Annotated in this window: 15 protein-coding genes and 1 pseudogene; 11 read left to right on the top strand and 5 right to left on the bottom strand. The window is 73.8% G+C overall.

What is annotated here, in order from left to right; all coding sequences use genetic code 11:
- Window positions 1–15: 15 nt before the first annotated feature.
- Window positions 16–459: an Lrp/AsnC ligand binding domain-containing protein gene (locus FHS39_RS21515; protein WP_184351049.1), complete on the bottom strand. Its 444-nt coding sequence runs from the start codon at window positions 457–459 to the stop codon at window positions 16–18.
- 194 nt (window positions 460–653) lie between these two features.
- Here FHS39_RS21515 and FHS39_RS21510 point away from each other — a divergent pair, with 194 nt between their 5' ends.
- Window positions 654–1,034: a hypothetical protein gene (locus tag FHS39_RS21510; protein WP_184351048.1), complete on the top strand. Its 381-nt coding sequence runs from the start codon at window positions 654–656 to the stop codon at window positions 1,032–1,034.
- A gap of 96 nt (window positions 1,035–1,130) precedes the next feature.
- Here FHS39_RS21510 and FHS39_RS21505 read toward each other — a convergent pair whose 3' ends face one another.
- Window positions 1,131–2,303 carry an acyl-CoA dehydrogenase family protein gene (locus FHS39_RS21505; protein ID WP_184351047.1) on the bottom strand — a complete coding sequence of 391 codons (1,173 nt, stop codon included), beginning with the start codon at window positions 2,301–2,303 and terminating at the stop codon, window positions 1,131–1,133.
- A 367-nt stretch (window positions 2,304–2,670) separates the two neighbouring features.
- Between FHS39_RS21505 and FHS39_RS21500 the strand changes: the two genes are divergently transcribed.
- The 4 genes and pseudogenes from FHS39_RS21500 to FHS39_RS21490 all read left to right on the top strand — a co-directional run bounded on the left by FHS39_RS21500 (window position 2,671) and on the right by FHS39_RS21490 (window position 6,368).
- Window positions 2,671–3,885: a glycoside hydrolase family 18 protein gene (locus tag FHS39_RS21500; protein ID WP_184351046.1), complete on the top strand. Its 1,215-nt coding sequence runs from the start codon at window positions 2,671–2,673 to the stop codon at window positions 3,883–3,885.
- A gap of 91 nt (window positions 3,886–3,976) precedes the next feature.
- Window positions 3,977–4,603, top strand: a pseudogene (gene dhaL, locus FHS39_RS25550) (dihydroxyacetone kinase subunit DhaL); the annotation flags it as partial.
- A 90-nt stretch (window positions 4,604–4,693) separates the two neighbouring features.
- Window positions 4,694–5,074, top strand: coding sequence for a dihydroxyacetone kinase phosphoryl donor subunit DhaM (dhaM, locus tag FHS39_RS25545; protein ID WP_343069682.1), 381 nt, complete (start codon window positions 4,694–4,696; stop codon window positions 5,072–5,074).
- Between the two features lie 145 nt (window positions 5,075–5,219).
- A complete protein-coding gene (locus FHS39_RS21490; protein ID WP_184351044.1) occupies window positions 5,220–6,368 on the top strand; it encodes a PP2C family protein-serine/threonine phosphatase in 1,149 nt (382 codons plus the stop codon).
- Here the strand turns inward: FHS39_RS21490 and FHS39_RS21485 are convergent.
- On the bottom strand, window positions 6,343–7,077 hold the full coding sequence (locus FHS39_RS21485) for a PIG-L deacetylase family protein (RefSeq protein WP_184351043.1): 735 nt from the start codon (window positions 7,075–7,077) through the stop codon (window positions 6,343–6,345). The two genes, FHS39_RS21490 and FHS39_RS21485, sit on opposite strands and share 26 nt — an antisense overlap.
- Before the next feature lie 175 nt (window positions 7,078–7,252).
- Between FHS39_RS21485 and FHS39_RS21480 the strand changes: the two genes are divergently transcribed.
- The 3 genes from FHS39_RS21480 to FHS39_RS21470 are packed head-to-tail and all read left to right on the top strand — an operon-like array spanning window position 7,253 to window position 10,190.
- The gene (locus FHS39_RS21480) at window positions 7,253–8,311 is read left to right on the top strand and encodes an ABC transporter substrate-binding protein (protein WP_184351042.1); all 1,059 of its coding nucleotides are present in this window, start codon (window positions 7,253–7,255) and stop codon (window positions 8,309–8,311) included.
- Window positions 8,312–9,394 (top strand): FecCD family ABC transporter permease, encoded by a 1,083-nt coding sequence (locus tag FHS39_RS21475; protein ID WP_184351041.1) that lies wholly within the window; start codon window positions 8,312–8,314, stop codon window positions 9,392–9,394.
- Window positions 9,395–9,398: 4 nt separating this feature from the next.
- On the top strand, window positions 9,399–10,190 hold the full coding sequence (locus FHS39_RS21470) for an ABC transporter ATP-binding protein (RefSeq protein WP_184351040.1): 792 nt from the start codon (window positions 9,399–9,401) through the stop codon (window positions 10,188–10,190).
- Here the strand turns inward: FHS39_RS21470 and FHS39_RS21465 are convergent.
- Both FHS39_RS21465 and FHS39_RS21460 read right to left on the bottom strand, forming a co-directional pair.
- The gene (locus FHS39_RS21465) at window positions 10,187–11,140 is read right to left on the bottom strand and encodes an L-tyrosine/L-tryptophan isonitrile synthase family protein (protein ID WP_184351039.1); all 954 of its coding nucleotides are present in this window, start codon (window positions 11,138–11,140) and stop codon (window positions 10,187–10,189) included. The two genes, FHS39_RS21470 and FHS39_RS21465, sit on opposite strands and share 4 nt — an antisense overlap.
- Window positions 11,141–11,147: 7 nt before the next feature.
- The gene (locus FHS39_RS21460) at window positions 11,148–12,395 is read right to left on the bottom strand and encodes a cytochrome P450 (RefSeq protein WP_184351038.1); all 1,248 of its coding nucleotides are present in this window, start codon (window positions 12,393–12,395) and stop codon (window positions 11,148–11,150) included.
- Window positions 12,396–12,631: 236 nt separating this feature from the next.
- On the opposite strand from FHS39_RS21460, the gene FHS39_RS21455 reads away from it, so the two are divergent.
- The 3 genes from FHS39_RS21455 to FHS39_RS21445 are packed head-to-tail and all read left to right on the top strand — an operon-like array spanning window position 12,632 to window position 15,758.
- Window positions 12,632–12,886, top strand: coding sequence for a hypothetical protein (locus FHS39_RS21455; RefSeq protein ID WP_184351037.1), 255 nt, complete (start codon window positions 12,632–12,634; stop codon window positions 12,884–12,886).
- Complete coding sequence (locus tag FHS39_RS21450; protein ID WP_184351036.1) at window positions 12,886–15,282, top strand: heavy metal translocating P-type ATPase; 2,397 nt, start codon at window positions 12,886–12,888, stop codon at window positions 15,280–15,282. The genes FHS39_RS21455 and FHS39_RS21450 overlap by 1 nt, the downstream gene beginning before the upstream one ends.
- Window positions 15,279–15,758: a copper chaperone PCu(A)C gene (locus FHS39_RS21445; RefSeq protein WP_246470372.1), complete on the top strand. Its 480-nt coding sequence runs from the start codon at window positions 15,279–15,281 to the stop codon at window positions 15,756–15,758. The genes FHS39_RS21450 and FHS39_RS21445 overlap by 4 nt, the downstream gene beginning before the upstream one ends.
- Window positions 15,759–15,826: the final 68 nt, after the last annotated feature.

Raw genomic sequence — 15,826 nt, 5'->3', positions numbered from 1 at the left:
CGGCCCCGCCCGTGCTCACCCGACCCGCGGCGGCCGGGCCTCGTACGGGGTGGACAGCACGATCGTCGTCCGCGTGGAGACCCCGGCCAGCGACCGGATGGTGGCGAGCAGGTGCTCAAGCTCCAGCGGGGTGGCGACCCGCACCTTGAGTATGTAGTTCTCGTCCCCCGCCACGCTGTGACAGGCCTCGATCTCGGGGATCTCCGCCAGCCGGTCGGCGATGTCGTCGGGCGCGCTGGGGTCGAACGGCTTGACCGAGATGAACGCGGTCAGGGGCAGCCCGACCGCCTCGGGGTCGACGACCGCCGCGTATCCGCGGATGACGCCTCGCTGTTCGAGCCTGCGCACGCGCTGGTGCACCGCCGAGGTGGACAGCCCAGTGGCCTTGCCCAAGTCGGTGTAGCTCATCCGCCCGTCCTTGACGAGCAGTTCCACGATCTCTCTGTCCAACTCCTCCACGCGGGTCAACCTACTGCGTCGGTGCGCCCCCGGCACAGTCGGCGGCGCCGCTGGCACACAAGGTATGTGACAAACGCCACAGGCATGCACCCGTGTCCTCCCGGGTGCAGCGATTACCCGGCCTCTGCCGAGGGAAATGCTTGCTGTGGCCGAGGCCGAGGTGCCTGGCCGGCTCATCCGAGGGGGAGAAACCTATGCCCAGCCTGGAACGTGTCGATCACGAGGGCGATGTCGGACCGTATGCCTACGAGTCCGAGACCTGCGAGATGTTCCGGGTGACGTGCCCGGACTGCGCCCGTCCGATCGGACTGCTCGACGGTGAGGAAGTGCTGCCGGAGCACGCGCTGTGCCCGTCGCCCTGGGATCCCTTCGGGCTCACCGTGTGCCCCGGCGCGGGGCGTGCCATCGAGAATGCCGCGCCGGCCGGTGAATCGCCGGAGACCCAAGAGCTGGACGCGGCGCTGCTGCTGACGCTTCCGGAGAGCCTGGACTGGCGCACGCAGCCGTTTTCGCACATCGGCGGGCCGGGCTCGCGGCCGGTGCGCGTGCCGGGGGTGCGCCGGCCCGCCGCCTGAGCGCCGGCATCCCGCCGGTTCCGCCGACGGCCGCGAGGGCGCGTCCCGGAACCGGCCGGTCTGCCGTGGTGCTCAGGGGGCCAACGGGGCGTCGGCTCAGCGGGATTCGGGGCCGGCCAGGTGCCGGGCGACGACCATCCGCTGGATCTGGTTGGTCCCTTCGACGATCTGCAGGACCTTGGCCTCGCGCATGTAGCGCTCGGCGGGGAAGTCGGCGGTGTAGCCGTAGCCGCCCATCAGCTGGACGGCGTCGGTGGTGACCCGCATCGCCGCGTCGGTGCAGAAGAGCTTGGCCATGGCGGCCTGCTTGGCGAAGGGCTTGCCCTCGTCGCGCAGCCGGGCCGCGGCGAGGTAGAGCGCGCGGCCCGCCTCGATCTGGGTGCCCATGTCGGCCAGCATGAAGCGCAGGCCCTGGAAGTCGACGACCGGGCGGCCGAACTGCCGCCGCTGGGTGACGTAGGAGAGCGCCTGGTCCAGCGCGGCCTGGGCCACGCCGATGGCACAGGCCGCGATGCCGAGGCGGCCGGAGTCGAGGGCGGACAGCGCGATGGCGAAGCCCTGTCCCTCGTCGCCGATGCGGCGCGCGTCGGAGACCTGGACGCCGTCGAAGTGCAGCTGGGCGGTGGGCGATCCCTTCATGCCCATCTTCTTCTCGGGCGGTGCCGCGCTCAGGCCCTCGGCGTCGCCCGGCACGAGGAAGGCCGTGATGCCGTGGGCGCCTTCGCCGCCCGTGCGCGCCAGGACGGTGTAGAAGTCGGCGATGCCGCCGTGGGTGATCCACGCCTTGGTGCCCTGCAGCGTCCAGGTGTCGCCGGAGCGCGTGGCGCGGGTGCGCAGCGAGGCGGCGTCGGAGCCGGAGGAGGGCTCGGAGAGGCAGTACGCGCCCAGGAGCCCGCCGCCGAGCATGGCGGGCAGGTGCTCGGTGCGCTGCTGCTTGGTGCCGTATCCGGCGAGGGCGTGGCAGGCGAGGGTGTGCACGCTGACGCCGAGCCCGACGGTGAGGCGGGCGGCGGCGAGCTCTTCGAGCACCTGGAGGTAGACCTCGTACGGCTGGTCGCCGCCGCCGAACTCCTCGGCGTAGGGCAGGGCCAGCAGCCCCGAGGCGGACAGCAGCCCGAAGACCTCGCGCGGGAAGCGTCCGGCGTCCTCCTCCTCGGCCGCGTGGGGCTCGATCTCCCGCTGGACCAGATCGCGTACGAGCGAGATCAGGTCGCGGGCTTCCTCGGTGGGCAGCTGACGCTCCACCGGCTGCGGGCCGTGGTCGGTCATGGCGGCGCTCTCCTCCCTGTCGGGCGCTGCGGCGACGGGCGCCCTGGGTGTCGGCGCCGCCGTCGGTGGTTCGCCCAGCCGATGGTCCCCCGCCGGGTCGCGGACCGGGGTGACCTGCGGCTGTGGCGCTTGGAGTATGCCCGATCGGGGGCCTGCCGTCACGGGTCTGCCGATCATGACGGACTGGCCTGTCAGGTTCGGTCCGGACCATTGACCGCAATGGTCTAGTCCTTCTACGGTTTCCCCACCGTTCAGCGGACCGACGCGTACATGCCACTCGCGCGGGTGTCACCGTCCCCGGTCACCGCCCCTGCACGGCAGCGCGGCACCCCCCTGCTCTCTCCCACCCCACCGAGGAGAACGCACCATGCCCCGACCGCACGGACCCCTCGCGGCCCTCGCCGCCACCGCCGCCCTCCTGGCCACCACCCTCGCCGCGGCCCCGGCCGCCACCGCCGACCCCGACGACACCCAGGCCGGGCACCGCATCGTCGGCTACTTCACCAACTGGGGTGTCTACGGGCGCAATTACCACGTCAAGAACATCGAGACCTCCGGCTCGGCCGCCAGACTCACCCACATCAACTACGCCTTCGGCAACGTCACCGGCGGCAAGTGCGCCATCGGCGACGCCTACGCCGACTACGACAAGGCCTACGACGCGGCGGGCAGCGTCGACGGCAAGGCCGACACCTGGGACGAGGGCGCGCTGCGCGGCAACTTCAACCAGCTGCGCAAGCTCAAGAAGCTCCACCCCGGCCTCAAGGTGCTCTGGTCCTTCGGCGGCTGGACCTGGTCCGGCGGCTTCGCGGAGGCCGCCAAGGACCCGGCGGCGTTCGCCGAGTCCTGTTACGGGCTGGTCGAGGACCCGCGCTGGGCCGACGTCTTCGACGGCATCGACATCGACTGGGAGTACCCGGGCGCCTGCGGTCTGACCTGCGACACCAGCGACCGGGCCGCGTTCCGCGAGCTGATGGCAGCGCTGCGCGCGAAGTTCGGGGACAAGAACCTCGTCACCGCGGCGATCAGCGCGGACGGTTCGGACGGCGGCAAGCTGGAGGCGGCGGACTACGCGGGCGCGGCCCGTTACGTCGACTGGTACAACCCGATGACGTACGACTTCTTCGGCGCCTGGGACGCCAAGGGCCCCACCGCCCCGCACTCCCCGCTCACTTCCTACCCCGGCATGCCCAAGGCGGGCTTCGACACCGACTCGGCGATCCGCAAACTCACGTCCCTGGGCGTGCCCTCCTCGAAGCTGCTGCTGGGCATCGGCTTCTACGGCCGCGGCTGGACCGGCGTGGACCAGGCCGCCCCCGGCGGCCCGGCCACCGGCCCGGCCCCGGGCACCTACGAGCAGGGCATCGACGACTACAAGGTGCTCAAGTCCACGTGCCCGGCGAACGGCACGGTGGCGGGCACCGCCTACGCCAAGTGCGACAGCCAGTGGTGGAGTTACGACACGCCGTCGACCATCGCCGGGAAGATGGCATACAAGGACCGTCGGAGGCTGGGCGGCACCTTCTTCTGGGAGCTCAGCGGCGATACGGCGGACGGCGAGCTGGTCAAGGCGATCAACTGACCCCGTGTCACCGAGCAGCCGGCGGCGGCCCGCATTACGCTGAGCCGGTCCGAGCCCGCATCAGCCCCAGCGCCCGCAGGAGCCGCCGCCCATGACCGTCACGCTCGACCAGGCCTTCTTCCGCCGCTTCCTGGACCGTGCCACGAGCGTCGTCACCGCCGAGGCCGCGCACCTGACCGAACTCGACGCCGCCATCGGCGACGCCGACCACGGCATCAACCTCAAGCGCGGCTTCGCCTCCATCGCCCAGGCGTTGGCCGCCGAGGCGCCGGAAGGGCCCGGTGCGCTGCTGACCGCGGCCGGGGTGCACCTGACCAACACCGTGGGCGGCGCGGCCGGTCCGCTGTACGGAACGGTGCTGCGCCGGATGGGCAAGGTGCTCGGCGAGGAGGCCGTCGCCACCCCCGAGGCGCTGGGCCGGGCGCTCGCCGCGGCGGTGGCCAGCGTACGGCGGCTCGGGGACTCCGCGCCCGGCGACAAGACCATGGTCGACGCGCTGCAACCCGCCGCCGACGCCTACGCCGAGGCGCTGGCGGGCGGCGGCGACGTGGTGGTGGCCCTTGACGCGGCGGCCCGCGCGGCCCGGGCCGGCGCCGAGGCGACCGTACCGCTCCAGGCCCGCCGCGGGCGCGCGAGCTACCTGGGCGAGCGCAGCATCGGCCACCAGGATCCCGGGGCCACCTCCTCCGCACTCCTGATCACCGCGCTGTACGAGGCCACCGACCCCCGGCTGTGCGCCACCGCCCCGCAGCCCGCGGCGGAGCCGGAAGCAGCAGCCGAGCCGGAGCCCGAGGCGGGCCGGGTCGGCGTGGTGCTCGTCTCGCACAGCCGCGCCGTGGCCGAGTCGACCGCCGCGCTGGCCCGGGCCCTGGTCGGCACCGGCGACCCGGCACCGGTCGCCGCCGCGGGCGGCCTGCCCGACGGCTCCGTCGGCACCAGCGCCGAGCTGGTCCGCCGGGCGGTCGCCGATGCGGACCGCAAGGCGGGCGTGGTCGTCTTCTGCGACATGGGCAGCGCGGTCCTCACCGTCAAGGCGCTCCTGACCGCCGGGGAGCTGCGGGACGCGCACATCGCGGACGCCCCCTTCGTCGAGGGCGCGGTGGCCGCCGTGGTCACGGCGTCGGCCGGCGGCGACATGGCCGCCGTCCTGGCGGCCGCCGACGACGCCCGGACGTACCGCAAGCTCTGACCGCCTCTCGGCGCCGCGGGGCGGGAGTGGCCGACGCGCAGCCACCGTGAAAGTCTGGAAATGCCGAACCATCCGGATGCGTCTGGATATGTTCGGTTTCCTGGTTCACGGTGCGGAGGTCCTGCCAACGGTGTCGCGTCACACGATGTCGCGCAGTCTCCCCTTCGCGCTCGTCCTGGGCTATCTCGTGGTCATCGTGGTCGTCGACCTGATGACCCCGGCCTCGCTGCGGCTGGACGTCTACGCCGCGCTCGCCCCGGTCACCGCCGCGGCGGTCTGCACCTACCGGCAGACCGTGTTCGTGGGCATCGCCGACCTGCTCCTGATGGTGGCCCACCACGGCGTCTTCGCCGGGGACACGGAGACCGTCAACCGCGTCGGCTCGGTCCTGGGCAACGTCCTCATGGTCGGCACGGCCGTGGTGATCGCCCGGCTGCGGCGGGACGGGGAGGAACTGCTGGAGCGCGTACGGGCCACGGGCGAGGCGGCCCAACGGGCGCTGCTGCGGCCGCTGCCGCTGCGCACCCAGAGCGTGGTCGTGGACGGCTTCTACATGTCCTCGCAGCGCGAGGCGCTGATCGGGGGCGACATCTACGAAGTCGTCGACACGCCCTACGGGACCCGGGTGCTCATCGGGGACGTGCGGGGCAAGGGGCTCGGCACGCTGGGTGCGGGGGCCGCGGTGCTCACCGCGTTCCGGGAGGCGGCCTACCACCGGCGGGATCTGGAGAGCGGCGTCGAAGCGATGGAACAGGGCCTGTACCGCTACCACCGCACGGCCGAGTACGAGAGCACCGCCCGCGAGGTGCAGGCCTCGGAGGAGTTCGTGACGGCGCTGGTCCTCGGCACCGAGGAGGCCCCGGCCGGGCAGGAGGGGACGGGCGGCCGGATGCAGCTGGTGTTCGTCGACTGCGGGCACCTCGCCCCGTTCGTCATCGGCCCGGACGGGGCGGTGCGCGAGCTGGAGACGGCCGAGCCCGGGCTGCCGCTGGGCCTGGGCGACCTGGTGGCGGCGCCTCGCACCGTGCAGCGGATCGCGCTGCCGCCCGGGAGCCGGGTGCTGGCCTGCACCGACGGGGTGACCGAGGCGCGCTCCGCGGACGGCGGCTTCTACCCGCTGGCCGAGCGGCTGGGCGCCTGGGCCGCCCTGCCCACCCCCGAGCTGCTGGAGCGGCTGCGCACGGACCTCGTCGCGCACACCCGCGGCAGGCTCCAGGACGACGCCGCCATGCTGGTGATGGAGCGTGCGCCCGTGTCCGCGGGGGCAGTCAGCGGCCGAACAGCTCGAAGGTGACGGCCGGGCGGCCGCCGAACCGCTCGGCCGCGGCCGCCATGTTGCCCTCCAGGAAGGAGCGGCAGTACGTCTGCGGGTCCTCGGTGGTCAGCGCCTCGATGTAGGTGCGGTGGCACAGCAGCGAGGCGACGGCCCGGTCCAAGCCCGCGGCCGCGTCGACGGCGTGGGTGGGCCGCGGGGAGCCGGCCACGGCCACGTACCGCACCCCGTCCCACGGCATCAGGCCCTCGTCGACGAGGTCGGGGAAGATCCAGCGGTTGCCCGCGTCGGCCACCGCGTCGAGGACGGCCCGGCCGACGGCCCGGTGGTCGGGCGTGTTCCAGTGCGTGCCGCCGGGCCAGGTGTCGTGGTGGTTGAGGGTCAGGACGAGGTCGGGGCGGTGGCGGCGGACGGCGGCGGCGAAGTCGCGGCGCAGCGCGGTGCCGTAGGCGATGACGCCGTCGGGGTGGCCGAGGAACTCGACGGTGTCCACGCCCACGGCGGCGGCGCTCGCCCGCTGCTCGCTCTCGCGCAGCGGTGCGGCCTCACCGGGCGGCAGGGTGTCGATGCCCGCCTCCCCTGAGGTGGCGAGCACATAGACGCACTCGCGTCCGCCGTCGATCCAGGTGGCGATGGCGGCGGAGGCGCCGTATTCGAGGTCGTCCGGGTGCGCGACGATCGCGAGCGCGCGCCGCCAGTCGGTGGGCATCTCGGCGAGCTGGTCCGTCATGGCCGTCTCCTTCGCGTCGCGCCGTCCGCACGGTCGGTGAGCCCTTGGGGCAGCGTATGCGGGCGGTTACGGGCTTCTTCACGACACGCGGGAACTCGTCGGCCCTGCGGTCCGACTATCTGGTCCGGGTCCGTATCGGCGGGCCCGTGCCTGTCGAGCTTTTGGAGAGTTCCTGATGCGCCCTCGTGCGTGGTGCGGTGTGCTGGCCGCTGTGGCCCTGTCGGCGACGGCTTGCGGCGGGGGCGGTGCGGCGGAGAAGGCCGACGACGCGGCGGCTGCCGGTGCGGCCGGCTTCCCCGTGAGCGTCACCGACTGCACGGGCGCGAAGACGACCTTCGACTCCGCCCCCCGGCGGATCGTCACGAGCAACGCCGCGGCGCTGGAGCTGCTGACATGGCTGGGCGCGGGCGACCGGATCGTCGGCACGGGCTTCCCGCCCGGCAAGGGCAGCATGCCGCAGCAGTACGCGGACAGCGCGGCGAAGGTGCCGGTGCTCGGCAAGACCGTGATCCCCAAGGAGAAGCTGCTGGGCTCCGGGGCCGATCTGTATGTCGACTCGTTCTCCTCCATGAAGAACATGGGCAAGACGGGCGACGCCCCCACGCCCAAGGAGTTCGAGGCCGCCGGGATCAAGCACGTGTTCCTGAAGTCGACGGCGTGCGCGTCGATGGCCAAGGCCGCGCGCACCGACCTGTCCGGTGTCGAGGCGGACATCGAGGAGCTGGGGAAGGTCACCGGCACCTCGAAGCGCGCCGCCGAACTCGTCGAGGGCATGCGCAAGAAGACCGGCGATGTCCAGGCCGCCCTCAAGGACGTGCCGCAGGACAAGCGGCCCACGTACTTCCTCTTCGACTACGACGCCGGGACCAAGCAGCCGATGGCGGTCTGCAACCGGCAGGTGGCCAACGCGGTGATCACGATGGCCGGGGCGCGCAACGTCTTCGCCGACTGCGACGGCGACTTCAAGCCCGTCGGCTGGGAGGACGTCGTCGCCAAGAACCCCGACCGGATCCAGCTCGCGGTGCGCAACCGCGGCAGCGAGGAGGCCAACCGCAAGGCCTTCGACGAGGCCGCCGACTTCCTGCGGTCCTTCCCCGCCACCAAGGACCTCACGGCCGTCAAGGAGGGCCGCTTCCTGCGCATCGGCTCCGAGCGCACCACGATCGGCGGGGTGCGCAGCGCGGACACCGTCCGCGAGATCGCGCACGAGCTGCACCCGGATCAGGTCAAGTAGATGGCGTCCCTCGCCACGGACGCGGCCCCCGGGGCGGCCGCGGAGGAGGGGCCGGGCGTGCGCACGGTGCGCACCGGCTGGGTGGCGGCCGGGCTGGGGGTGGCGCTGTTGGTGGCGCTGACCGCCTCGGTGTGCCTGGGGTCGACGCAAGTGCCGCTCGCCGACGTGTGGTCGGCGGTGCGGCGCGGGTTGAGCGGAAGCGCTCCGGCACCGGGCACCCGGGACCTGATCGTCTGGCAGCTGCGGGTGCCGCGCGCCCTGCTGGCGGCCGTGGTGGGCGCGGGGCTGGGCCTGGTCGGCACGGCCGTCCAGGCCCTGGTCCGAAATCCGCTCGCGGACCCCTATCTGCTGGGCATCTCCAGCGGGGCGTCGCTCGGCGCGGTCGCCGCGATCGTGCTGGGGGCGGGCGCCGGCGGGCTGCTGGGGCTCGGGCTGTCCTCGGCCGCGTTCGCCGGAGCGCTGGCCTCCTTCGCACTGGTGTGGACGGTGGCCCGACGCGGGGGCGGCTTCTCGCCGCTGCGGCTGGTGCTCGCCGGGGTGGGTATCGGGCAGTTCCTGTCGGGCTTCACCCACTACCTGGTGCTGCAAGCCGGCGACGAACAGCAGACGCACGGCGCGCTGTTCTGGATGATGGGCTCGCTCGGCGGGGCGCAGTGGTCGACGCTGGCCCTGCCCACGGCGGCGGTGCTGCTGGCGCTGGCCGTGCTGGTGGCGCGGGCCCGGGCGCTCAACGCGATGCTGATGGGCGACGAGACCGCCGCCAGCCTGGGCGTGGACGTCGGGCGCCTGCGGCGCGAGCTGTTCGTGGTGACGAGCCTGCTGACGGGCGTGCTGGTAGCGGTCTCCGGGGCGATCGGCTTCGTGGGCCTGATGGTGCCGCACGCGTGCCGGATGGTGGTGGGCGGCGACCACCGGCGGCTGCTGCCGGTCGCCGCGCTCTTCGGCGCGCTGCTGCTGGTGGTCGTCGACGTGATGGCCCGTACCGCCCTGGCTGACCAGGAGTTGCCGGTGGGCGTGGTCACGGCGCTGATCGGCGCGCCGACGCTGCTGTATCTGCTGGACCGACGCCTGGAGAGGACATGAGGCATTGAGGACTGCCATCGAGGACCTGGACGTCGCGCTGTCCGGCCGGACCGTCGTCTCCGGGGTGCGGATCATGGCGGAGGAAGGGGAGATCGCGGGGCTCGTCGGGCCGAACGGCAGCGGCAAGTCGACCGTACTGCGCACCGTCTACCGGCACTTGCGGCCGCACGCCGGGCGGGTGCTGGTCGGCGGCGCCGACATCCGGGCGCTGACGGCCGTGCAGTCCGCCCGGCAGGTGGCGGCGCTGCCGCAGGAGCGGGGCACCGACTTCGAGCTGTCGGTGCGCGAGGTCGTCGCCATGGGCCGCACCCCCTACAAGCGGGCCTTCGCCGGCGAGGACCCCACGGACGGCGACGCCGTGGCGGCGGCGCTGGACCAGGTGGGCATGGCGGGGGCGGGGCGGCGGCGGTTCTCCGCGCTGTCCGGCGGCGAGCGCCAGCGCGTGCTGCTGGCCCGGGCGCTCGCCCAGGACCCGAAGGTGCTGGTGCTGGACGAGCCGACGAACCATCTGGACGTGCGCCACCAGGTGGAGCTGCTGGCCCTGTTGCGCCGGCACCGCCGTACGACGCTGCTGGCCATCCACGACCTCAACGCGGCCGCGTCGGTGTGCGACCGGCTGCACGTCCTGCACGGCGGCAAGGTGGTGGCCTCCGGCACGCCGCGCGAGGTGCTGACGGCCGGACTGCTGGCCGAGGTGTTCGGCGTGCGGGCGGCCGTGGTGGACCATCCGCTGACCGGCGACCCGCTGATCGCCTTCGACCACCGGGCGCCGGTCTTCCCCGTGTCCGGCCGCTAGCGGGCCGCTTCGAAGTGGCTGGGGCGCCCGTCGCGTACGACGAGGCGCCCCAGCTTTTCGGCTTGTGCACGGTGCATCAGCCGGGCGCCGCCCCCGGGCTGCCGCAGCACGGTGGTGTGCCAGGGCGTGGCCCATGCGTCGGCGGCGTCCAGCAGGCGTATGCCGAACTTGGCGGCGCCCGGCCGCTGCGGGTGGATGGACAGCCGTACGGAGCGCGGGTGGCAGTCCGCGATGAGCTCTCCCCAGGCCCGGCTGCGCGCGATGACCTCGTACGCCCGGGCCCGGCAGCGGCGTTGCAGCGCCGAGCGGGTGCCGGTGAAGTCCGCGGTGTCCTCCACCAGGAACCGGGTGATGCCCCGGTAGAGCCGGGTGGTCTCCTCGTCGGTGCGGGCCTGCGCGCGCAGCACGTCCAGGGACGGGGCATAGGCGTCGGTGACCAGCTGGCGCTTGGCGTCGTAGGACAGGTCCCCGTGGACGTGGCGCAGGTCGAAGGTGTCCAGGTGGCGCAGGCCCTCGCGGCGGATCAGGGAGCGCAGCGCGTCGCCGTAGGCGTCGATGTGCTCGTCGGGGACGTGGATGAGGTCGCCGAAGATGTGGCCGTCCGAGCAGATGAGCATGCGCGCCCCGGGCTCGTAGACCTCGCCGATGCGGGCGCACAGCCGGTCGAGGAAGCCCAGCGAGAGGCGCTCTCCTTCGTCGGGCAGGTGTCCGAGGACCTTGGCGGGGTTCGGGGACTTGCACGGGAAGCCGGGCAGGGTGAGGACGACGGGCTCCGACGCCCGGGTGAACTGCCGTATCTGGCGTAGCTGTTCCGGGTGCGCCCCGGGGTCGGGCGTGGCCGCTCCGGTGGTGCGGTGGTACGGCAGAAGGAGGCCCAGGATGCGGGTGGCGGCGTCGGTGCCGGTGGCGGGCTCGGCCGGGTTCAGGGTGAGGGTGCTGCTGTAGGGCATGGTGCGGTCATCCACGGGAGCGGGGGCAGACGGGCCGTTCGAAGGCGACGGGCAGCTCGGAGGTGCCCCGGCCGAGGACGGCGGGGATCCAGGAGAGCTCCTCGTCGGGGACGGCGAGGCGCAGCCCGGGCAGTCGGCGGATCAGGGTGCCGAGGGCGACCTGGAGTTCGATGCGGGCCAGGGCCGCGCCGGGACAGAAGTGGATGCCGTGCCCGAAGCCCAGGTGGGGGCCCTGTGCACGGTCGAGGTCGAGGGTGTCGGGGTCAGGGAAGCGCTCGGGGTCGCGGTTGGCGGCGCAGAGCGAGACGATCACGGAGTCGCCCGCCGGGACGCGGGTGCCGTGCAGGTCGGCGTCCTCGGCAAGGAAGCGCCAGGTGGTGAGCTCGAAGGCGCTGTCGAGGCGCATCAGCTCCTCCACGGCCCTCGGCATCAGGGCGGGTTCGGCGCGCAGCCGCTCCAGGGCCTCCGGGTGGCGCATCAGGTTCACCAGCGCCGTGGTGATCTGGTTGGTGACGGGCTCCTGTCCGGCCACCAGCAGCTGGAAGATCATGGAGTCCAGCTCCTCCTGGGTCAGTTCGCCCTCGTCGCGGGCGAGCACCAAGCGGCCGAGCAGCCCGTCGCCGGGGTGCTCGCGGCGGTCGGCGACGATCTCGGCGATGTATCCCTGGAGTTCGCGCAGCAGTGCCTCGTAGGCCGGGCGGCCGGGGTCGGCCGGGCCCACGGGCGCCACGACCTTGCCCCACTCGCGCCGGAAGCGGGCGGCCAGGTGCGGGGGCAGGCCAATGACCTCGGAGAGGACCTGGAAGGGGAAGCGGGCGGCGAAGCAGCGCACGAGGTCGGCGCCGTCCGCCTCGGCGGGTATGGCGTCCAGCAGCGCGTCCGCCATCTGCTGGAAGCGCGGGCGCAGCTCCTCCATGCGGCGCGGGGCGAAGGCATCGGTGACCAACTGCCGCATGGCGGTGTGCTTGGGCGGGTCCTGGTGCAGGAGGTGCACCTGGAGCTGGGAGTGCTGCGGCTCGGGCATGATCGAGGCGCGGGCGCGCCAGCGATCGTTGCCCAGTGCGTGATTCTTGCCCAGCCGCGGGTCGGCGAGCGTGCGCTGGGCGGCGGCGTGGCCGGTGACCAGCCAGGCGGTGACCCCGCTGGGGAAGAGCACCCGGTGGATGGGGCCTGCTTCGCGCATCCGGGCGTACAGCGGGTACGGATCGCGCTTGTACTCGGGTCCGTAGAGGGGTACGGGGTCGGGCAGCGACACGGTGGGGCTCTCCTCGCGAAGTCGTGGACCCGTAGGAAGTCGGATGGAGAGCGGCGGGAGTTCCCGGCAATCCGGCGGGCGCCCAGGCGGGCTTAGGGGGCGTCGACTGCGCCGTGATCTCTGGGTAGTCGGGCGGGCCGGCGCGCTGGTTCCCGCCCGCGAAAGGGACAATCCTCACGTGCCGAGAAGACGGCGCATTCGGGAGCGGACGGCCCGCGCCGTGTCACGATGCGGCGATGACCGCACGTCCAGCGCGCTCCCCGCGCACCCTCCTCAGACCGTATGCAGCCCTGTTCGGCTTCGTCCTGCTGCTGGCCGCCGTCTTCGGCGCCGCCTATGCGGCGGGGGTGGCGGCCGGGCCCGTGGCGCCCGGAATCCACCGCTCGGGCGGTGGCGAGGGCGGCGGATCCGGCTCCGGGTCGGGCTCGGGCGGCCAGGGATCGGGCGGCGACATGGGCACCATGGGCGACATGCCGGGGATGAGTCACTGATGAGTACGACGACACGCGCCGAGACGGGCGCGGCGGGCACTGCCGTCGCCGAGACCGAGCTGATCGTCGGCGGCATGACCTGCGCCGCCTGTGTGGCTCGCGTCGAGAAGAAGCTCGGGCGGCTGGACGGCGTGCGCGCCACCGTCAACCTCGCCACGGGCCGGGCCCGCGTCAGCCACCCGGCCGACGTGACGGCCGACGAGCTGATGGCAGTGGTGGAGGGCGCGGGCTTCACGGCCGCGCTGCCCCAGCCCGTATCGCCCGAGACGTCTGACCAGGGCGCGGCCGAGGCGCCCGCCGGTGTGCTCCGGCTGGCGGTCACCGCCCTGCTGTCCGTGCCGGTCCTGGTGCTGTCCATGGTCCCCGCGGCGCAGTTCGACTCCTGGCAGTGGCTCTGCTTCGCCCTGGCCACGCCGGTCGCGCTCTGGGGAGCATGGCCCTTCCACGAGCGGGCGCTGCGCGGGCTGCGGCACTCGACCGCGACCATGGACACGCTCGTCTCCCTCGGCGTGCTGGCCTCCTACCTCTGGTCGGCCTACGCCCTCTTCTTCGGCGGCGCGGGCGAGCCGGGCATGCGGATGCCGTTCACGCTGGTGCCCTCGATGACGACCGGCACGGCGGACGTGTACCTGGAGGCGGTGGTCGGCGTGCCGCTGTTCGTCCTGGTCGGGCGGCTGCTGGAGGCGCGGGCCCGGCGCGGCACGGGCTCGGCGCTGCGGGCGCTCGCCTCGCTCGCGGCCAAGGACGTGGTCGTACGGGCGCCCGACGGCACCGAACGCCGGATTCCGATCGACGGCCTCCGGGTGGGCGACCACTTCGTCGTACGCCCCGGCGAGCGGGTCGCGACCGACGGTGTGGTGGTCTCGGGCAGCTCGGCGCTGGACCTGTCGCTGGTCACGGGCGAGAGCGCGCCCGTGGAGGCCGGGCCGGGCGCGGCCGTGGTCGGCGGCGCGGTCAACTCCGGCGGGGTGCTGGAGGTACGGGCCGAGGCGGTGGGCGCGGACACCCAACTCGCCCGGATCGCCCGGCTCGTGGAGGACGCGCAGGCGGGCAAGGCCCGGGTGCAGCGCGTCGCGGACGCGGTCGCGGGCGTCTTCGTCCCGGCCGTGCTGTCGGTGGCGGTCACGGTCCTCGGCTTCTGGCTCGGCGCCGGCGCGTCCGCACAGTCGGCCGTCACGACGGCGGTCGCGGTGCTCGTGGTCGCCTGCCCGTGCGCCCTGGGGCTGGCCACGCCCACGGCCCTGCTGGCCGCCACGGGCCGCGGCGCCGGGCTCGGCATCCTCGTCAGCGGCCCGCAGGCGCTGGAAGGACTGCGCCGCGTCGACACGGTCGTCCTGGACAAGACCGGCACCCTGACGACGGGTTCGATGACGGTCACCGAGGTGACCGCCCGCCCTGGCGGCTTCGACCGCGACGCCGTACTCCGCCTGGCCGCGGCGGCGGAGGCGGGCTCGGAACACCCGGTGGGCCTTGCGATTCACGCGTCCGCCGTCGCGGTGCCCCCTGCGGAGAGCTTCACGGCGACGGCCGGGGTGGGCGTACGGGCGCAGGTGGAGGGCCGCCTGGTGGAGGTGGTCCGCCCGGGGGCGCAGCCCCCGGAAGAAACGGGAAGGGGCGGGTCGGGGGAATCCCTCCCCGCCGCAACGGCGAGCAACCACGACGGCGAAGGTCCGGCGGGAACGCGACGGCCTCAGCCTGGTGCCCCTGGCGACGAGTGGCTCGCCACGGCCCTCCGCCGCGCCGACGACGCCGGCCGCACAGCCGTCCTCGTCCACATCGACGGCATCCCCGAAGCGGTGATCGCCCTCGGCGACACCGTACGCGCCGGCAGTTACCGCGCCGTCGACCACCTCAAGCGGCTCGGTCTGCGCCCCGTCCTCGCCACCGGCGACGGCGAGGCACCGGCCCGCGCCGTCGCGGCCGAGCTCGGCATCACCGAAGTGCACGCCCGCGCCACCCCCGAGGACAAGGCGGAGCTCGTCCGCACCCTGCGCGAGCAGGGCCACCGGGTCGCCGTGATCGGCGACGGGGTCAACGACACGGCCGCCCTCGCGGGCGCCGACCTCGGCATCGCGATGGGCAGCGGCACCGACGCGGCCATCGGCGCGGCCGACGTGACGCTCGTCCGCGAGGACATGAGCGCGCTCGCCGACGCAGTCCGGCTGGCCCGCCGCACCTCCGTGACGGTGCGGTCCAACCTCGCCTGGGCGTTCGGCTACAACCTGGTCACCCTGCCGCTCGCGGCGGCGGGGCTGCTGAGCCCGATGGTCGCGGCGGCGGCGATGTCCGCCAGCTCGCTCCTGGTGGTGGGCAACAGCCTGCGGCTGCGCACCTGGCAGCCGTCCCCGTCCCGCGGCCGCACCGCCGCCCCGGCGTCGCGAGGAGGCGCGCGATGAACGACTCCCCCCTCATGCGGACCCTGCGGGCCGCCCTCGTGCCCGTCGCGGCCTGCGCCGTTGCCCTCGGCGGCCTCGGCGCCTGGACGGCCTCCGGCGCCGCGAGCCACCCCGCGGCCGTGACCGTGGAGGACGCCCGCGTCCTGGTGCCGTTCGGCACGGACGACACCGCCGCGTTCTTCCGGCTGCGCAACACCGGGGACGTCGCCGACGAGCTCGTCGGCGTCGACGTGCCCACGGCAGGGCGCGCGATGCTCAGCCGTACGGTCGTCAAGGACGGCGCGGGCTCCATGCGCATGGTCACCGAGGCGCCCCTGCCCGCGCACGGCACGCTGGAGATGTCGCCGCACGGGCTGGACGTCATGGTGACGTCGCCGCCCCGGCTGCGGGTCGGCGACCGGCTCCCGGTCGTCCTGCACTTCCGCGAGAGCGGCGCGGTGCGGGCGGAGGCCGTGGTGGTACGGCCGGGCAGCTGACCTCCCGGAAACGGCGGAGGGGGTCACGGTGCCGTGAGCACCGTGACCCCCTCCGCATGTGGGCGAGC

The sequence above is a fragment of the Streptomyces olivoverticillatus genome (assembly GCF_014203555.1).
Lineage (GTDB): Bacteria > Actinomycetota > Actinomycetes > Streptomycetales > Streptomycetaceae > Streptomyces > Streptomyces olivoverticillatus.
This window is presented reverse-complemented; position numbering and strand designations above follow the sequence as displayed.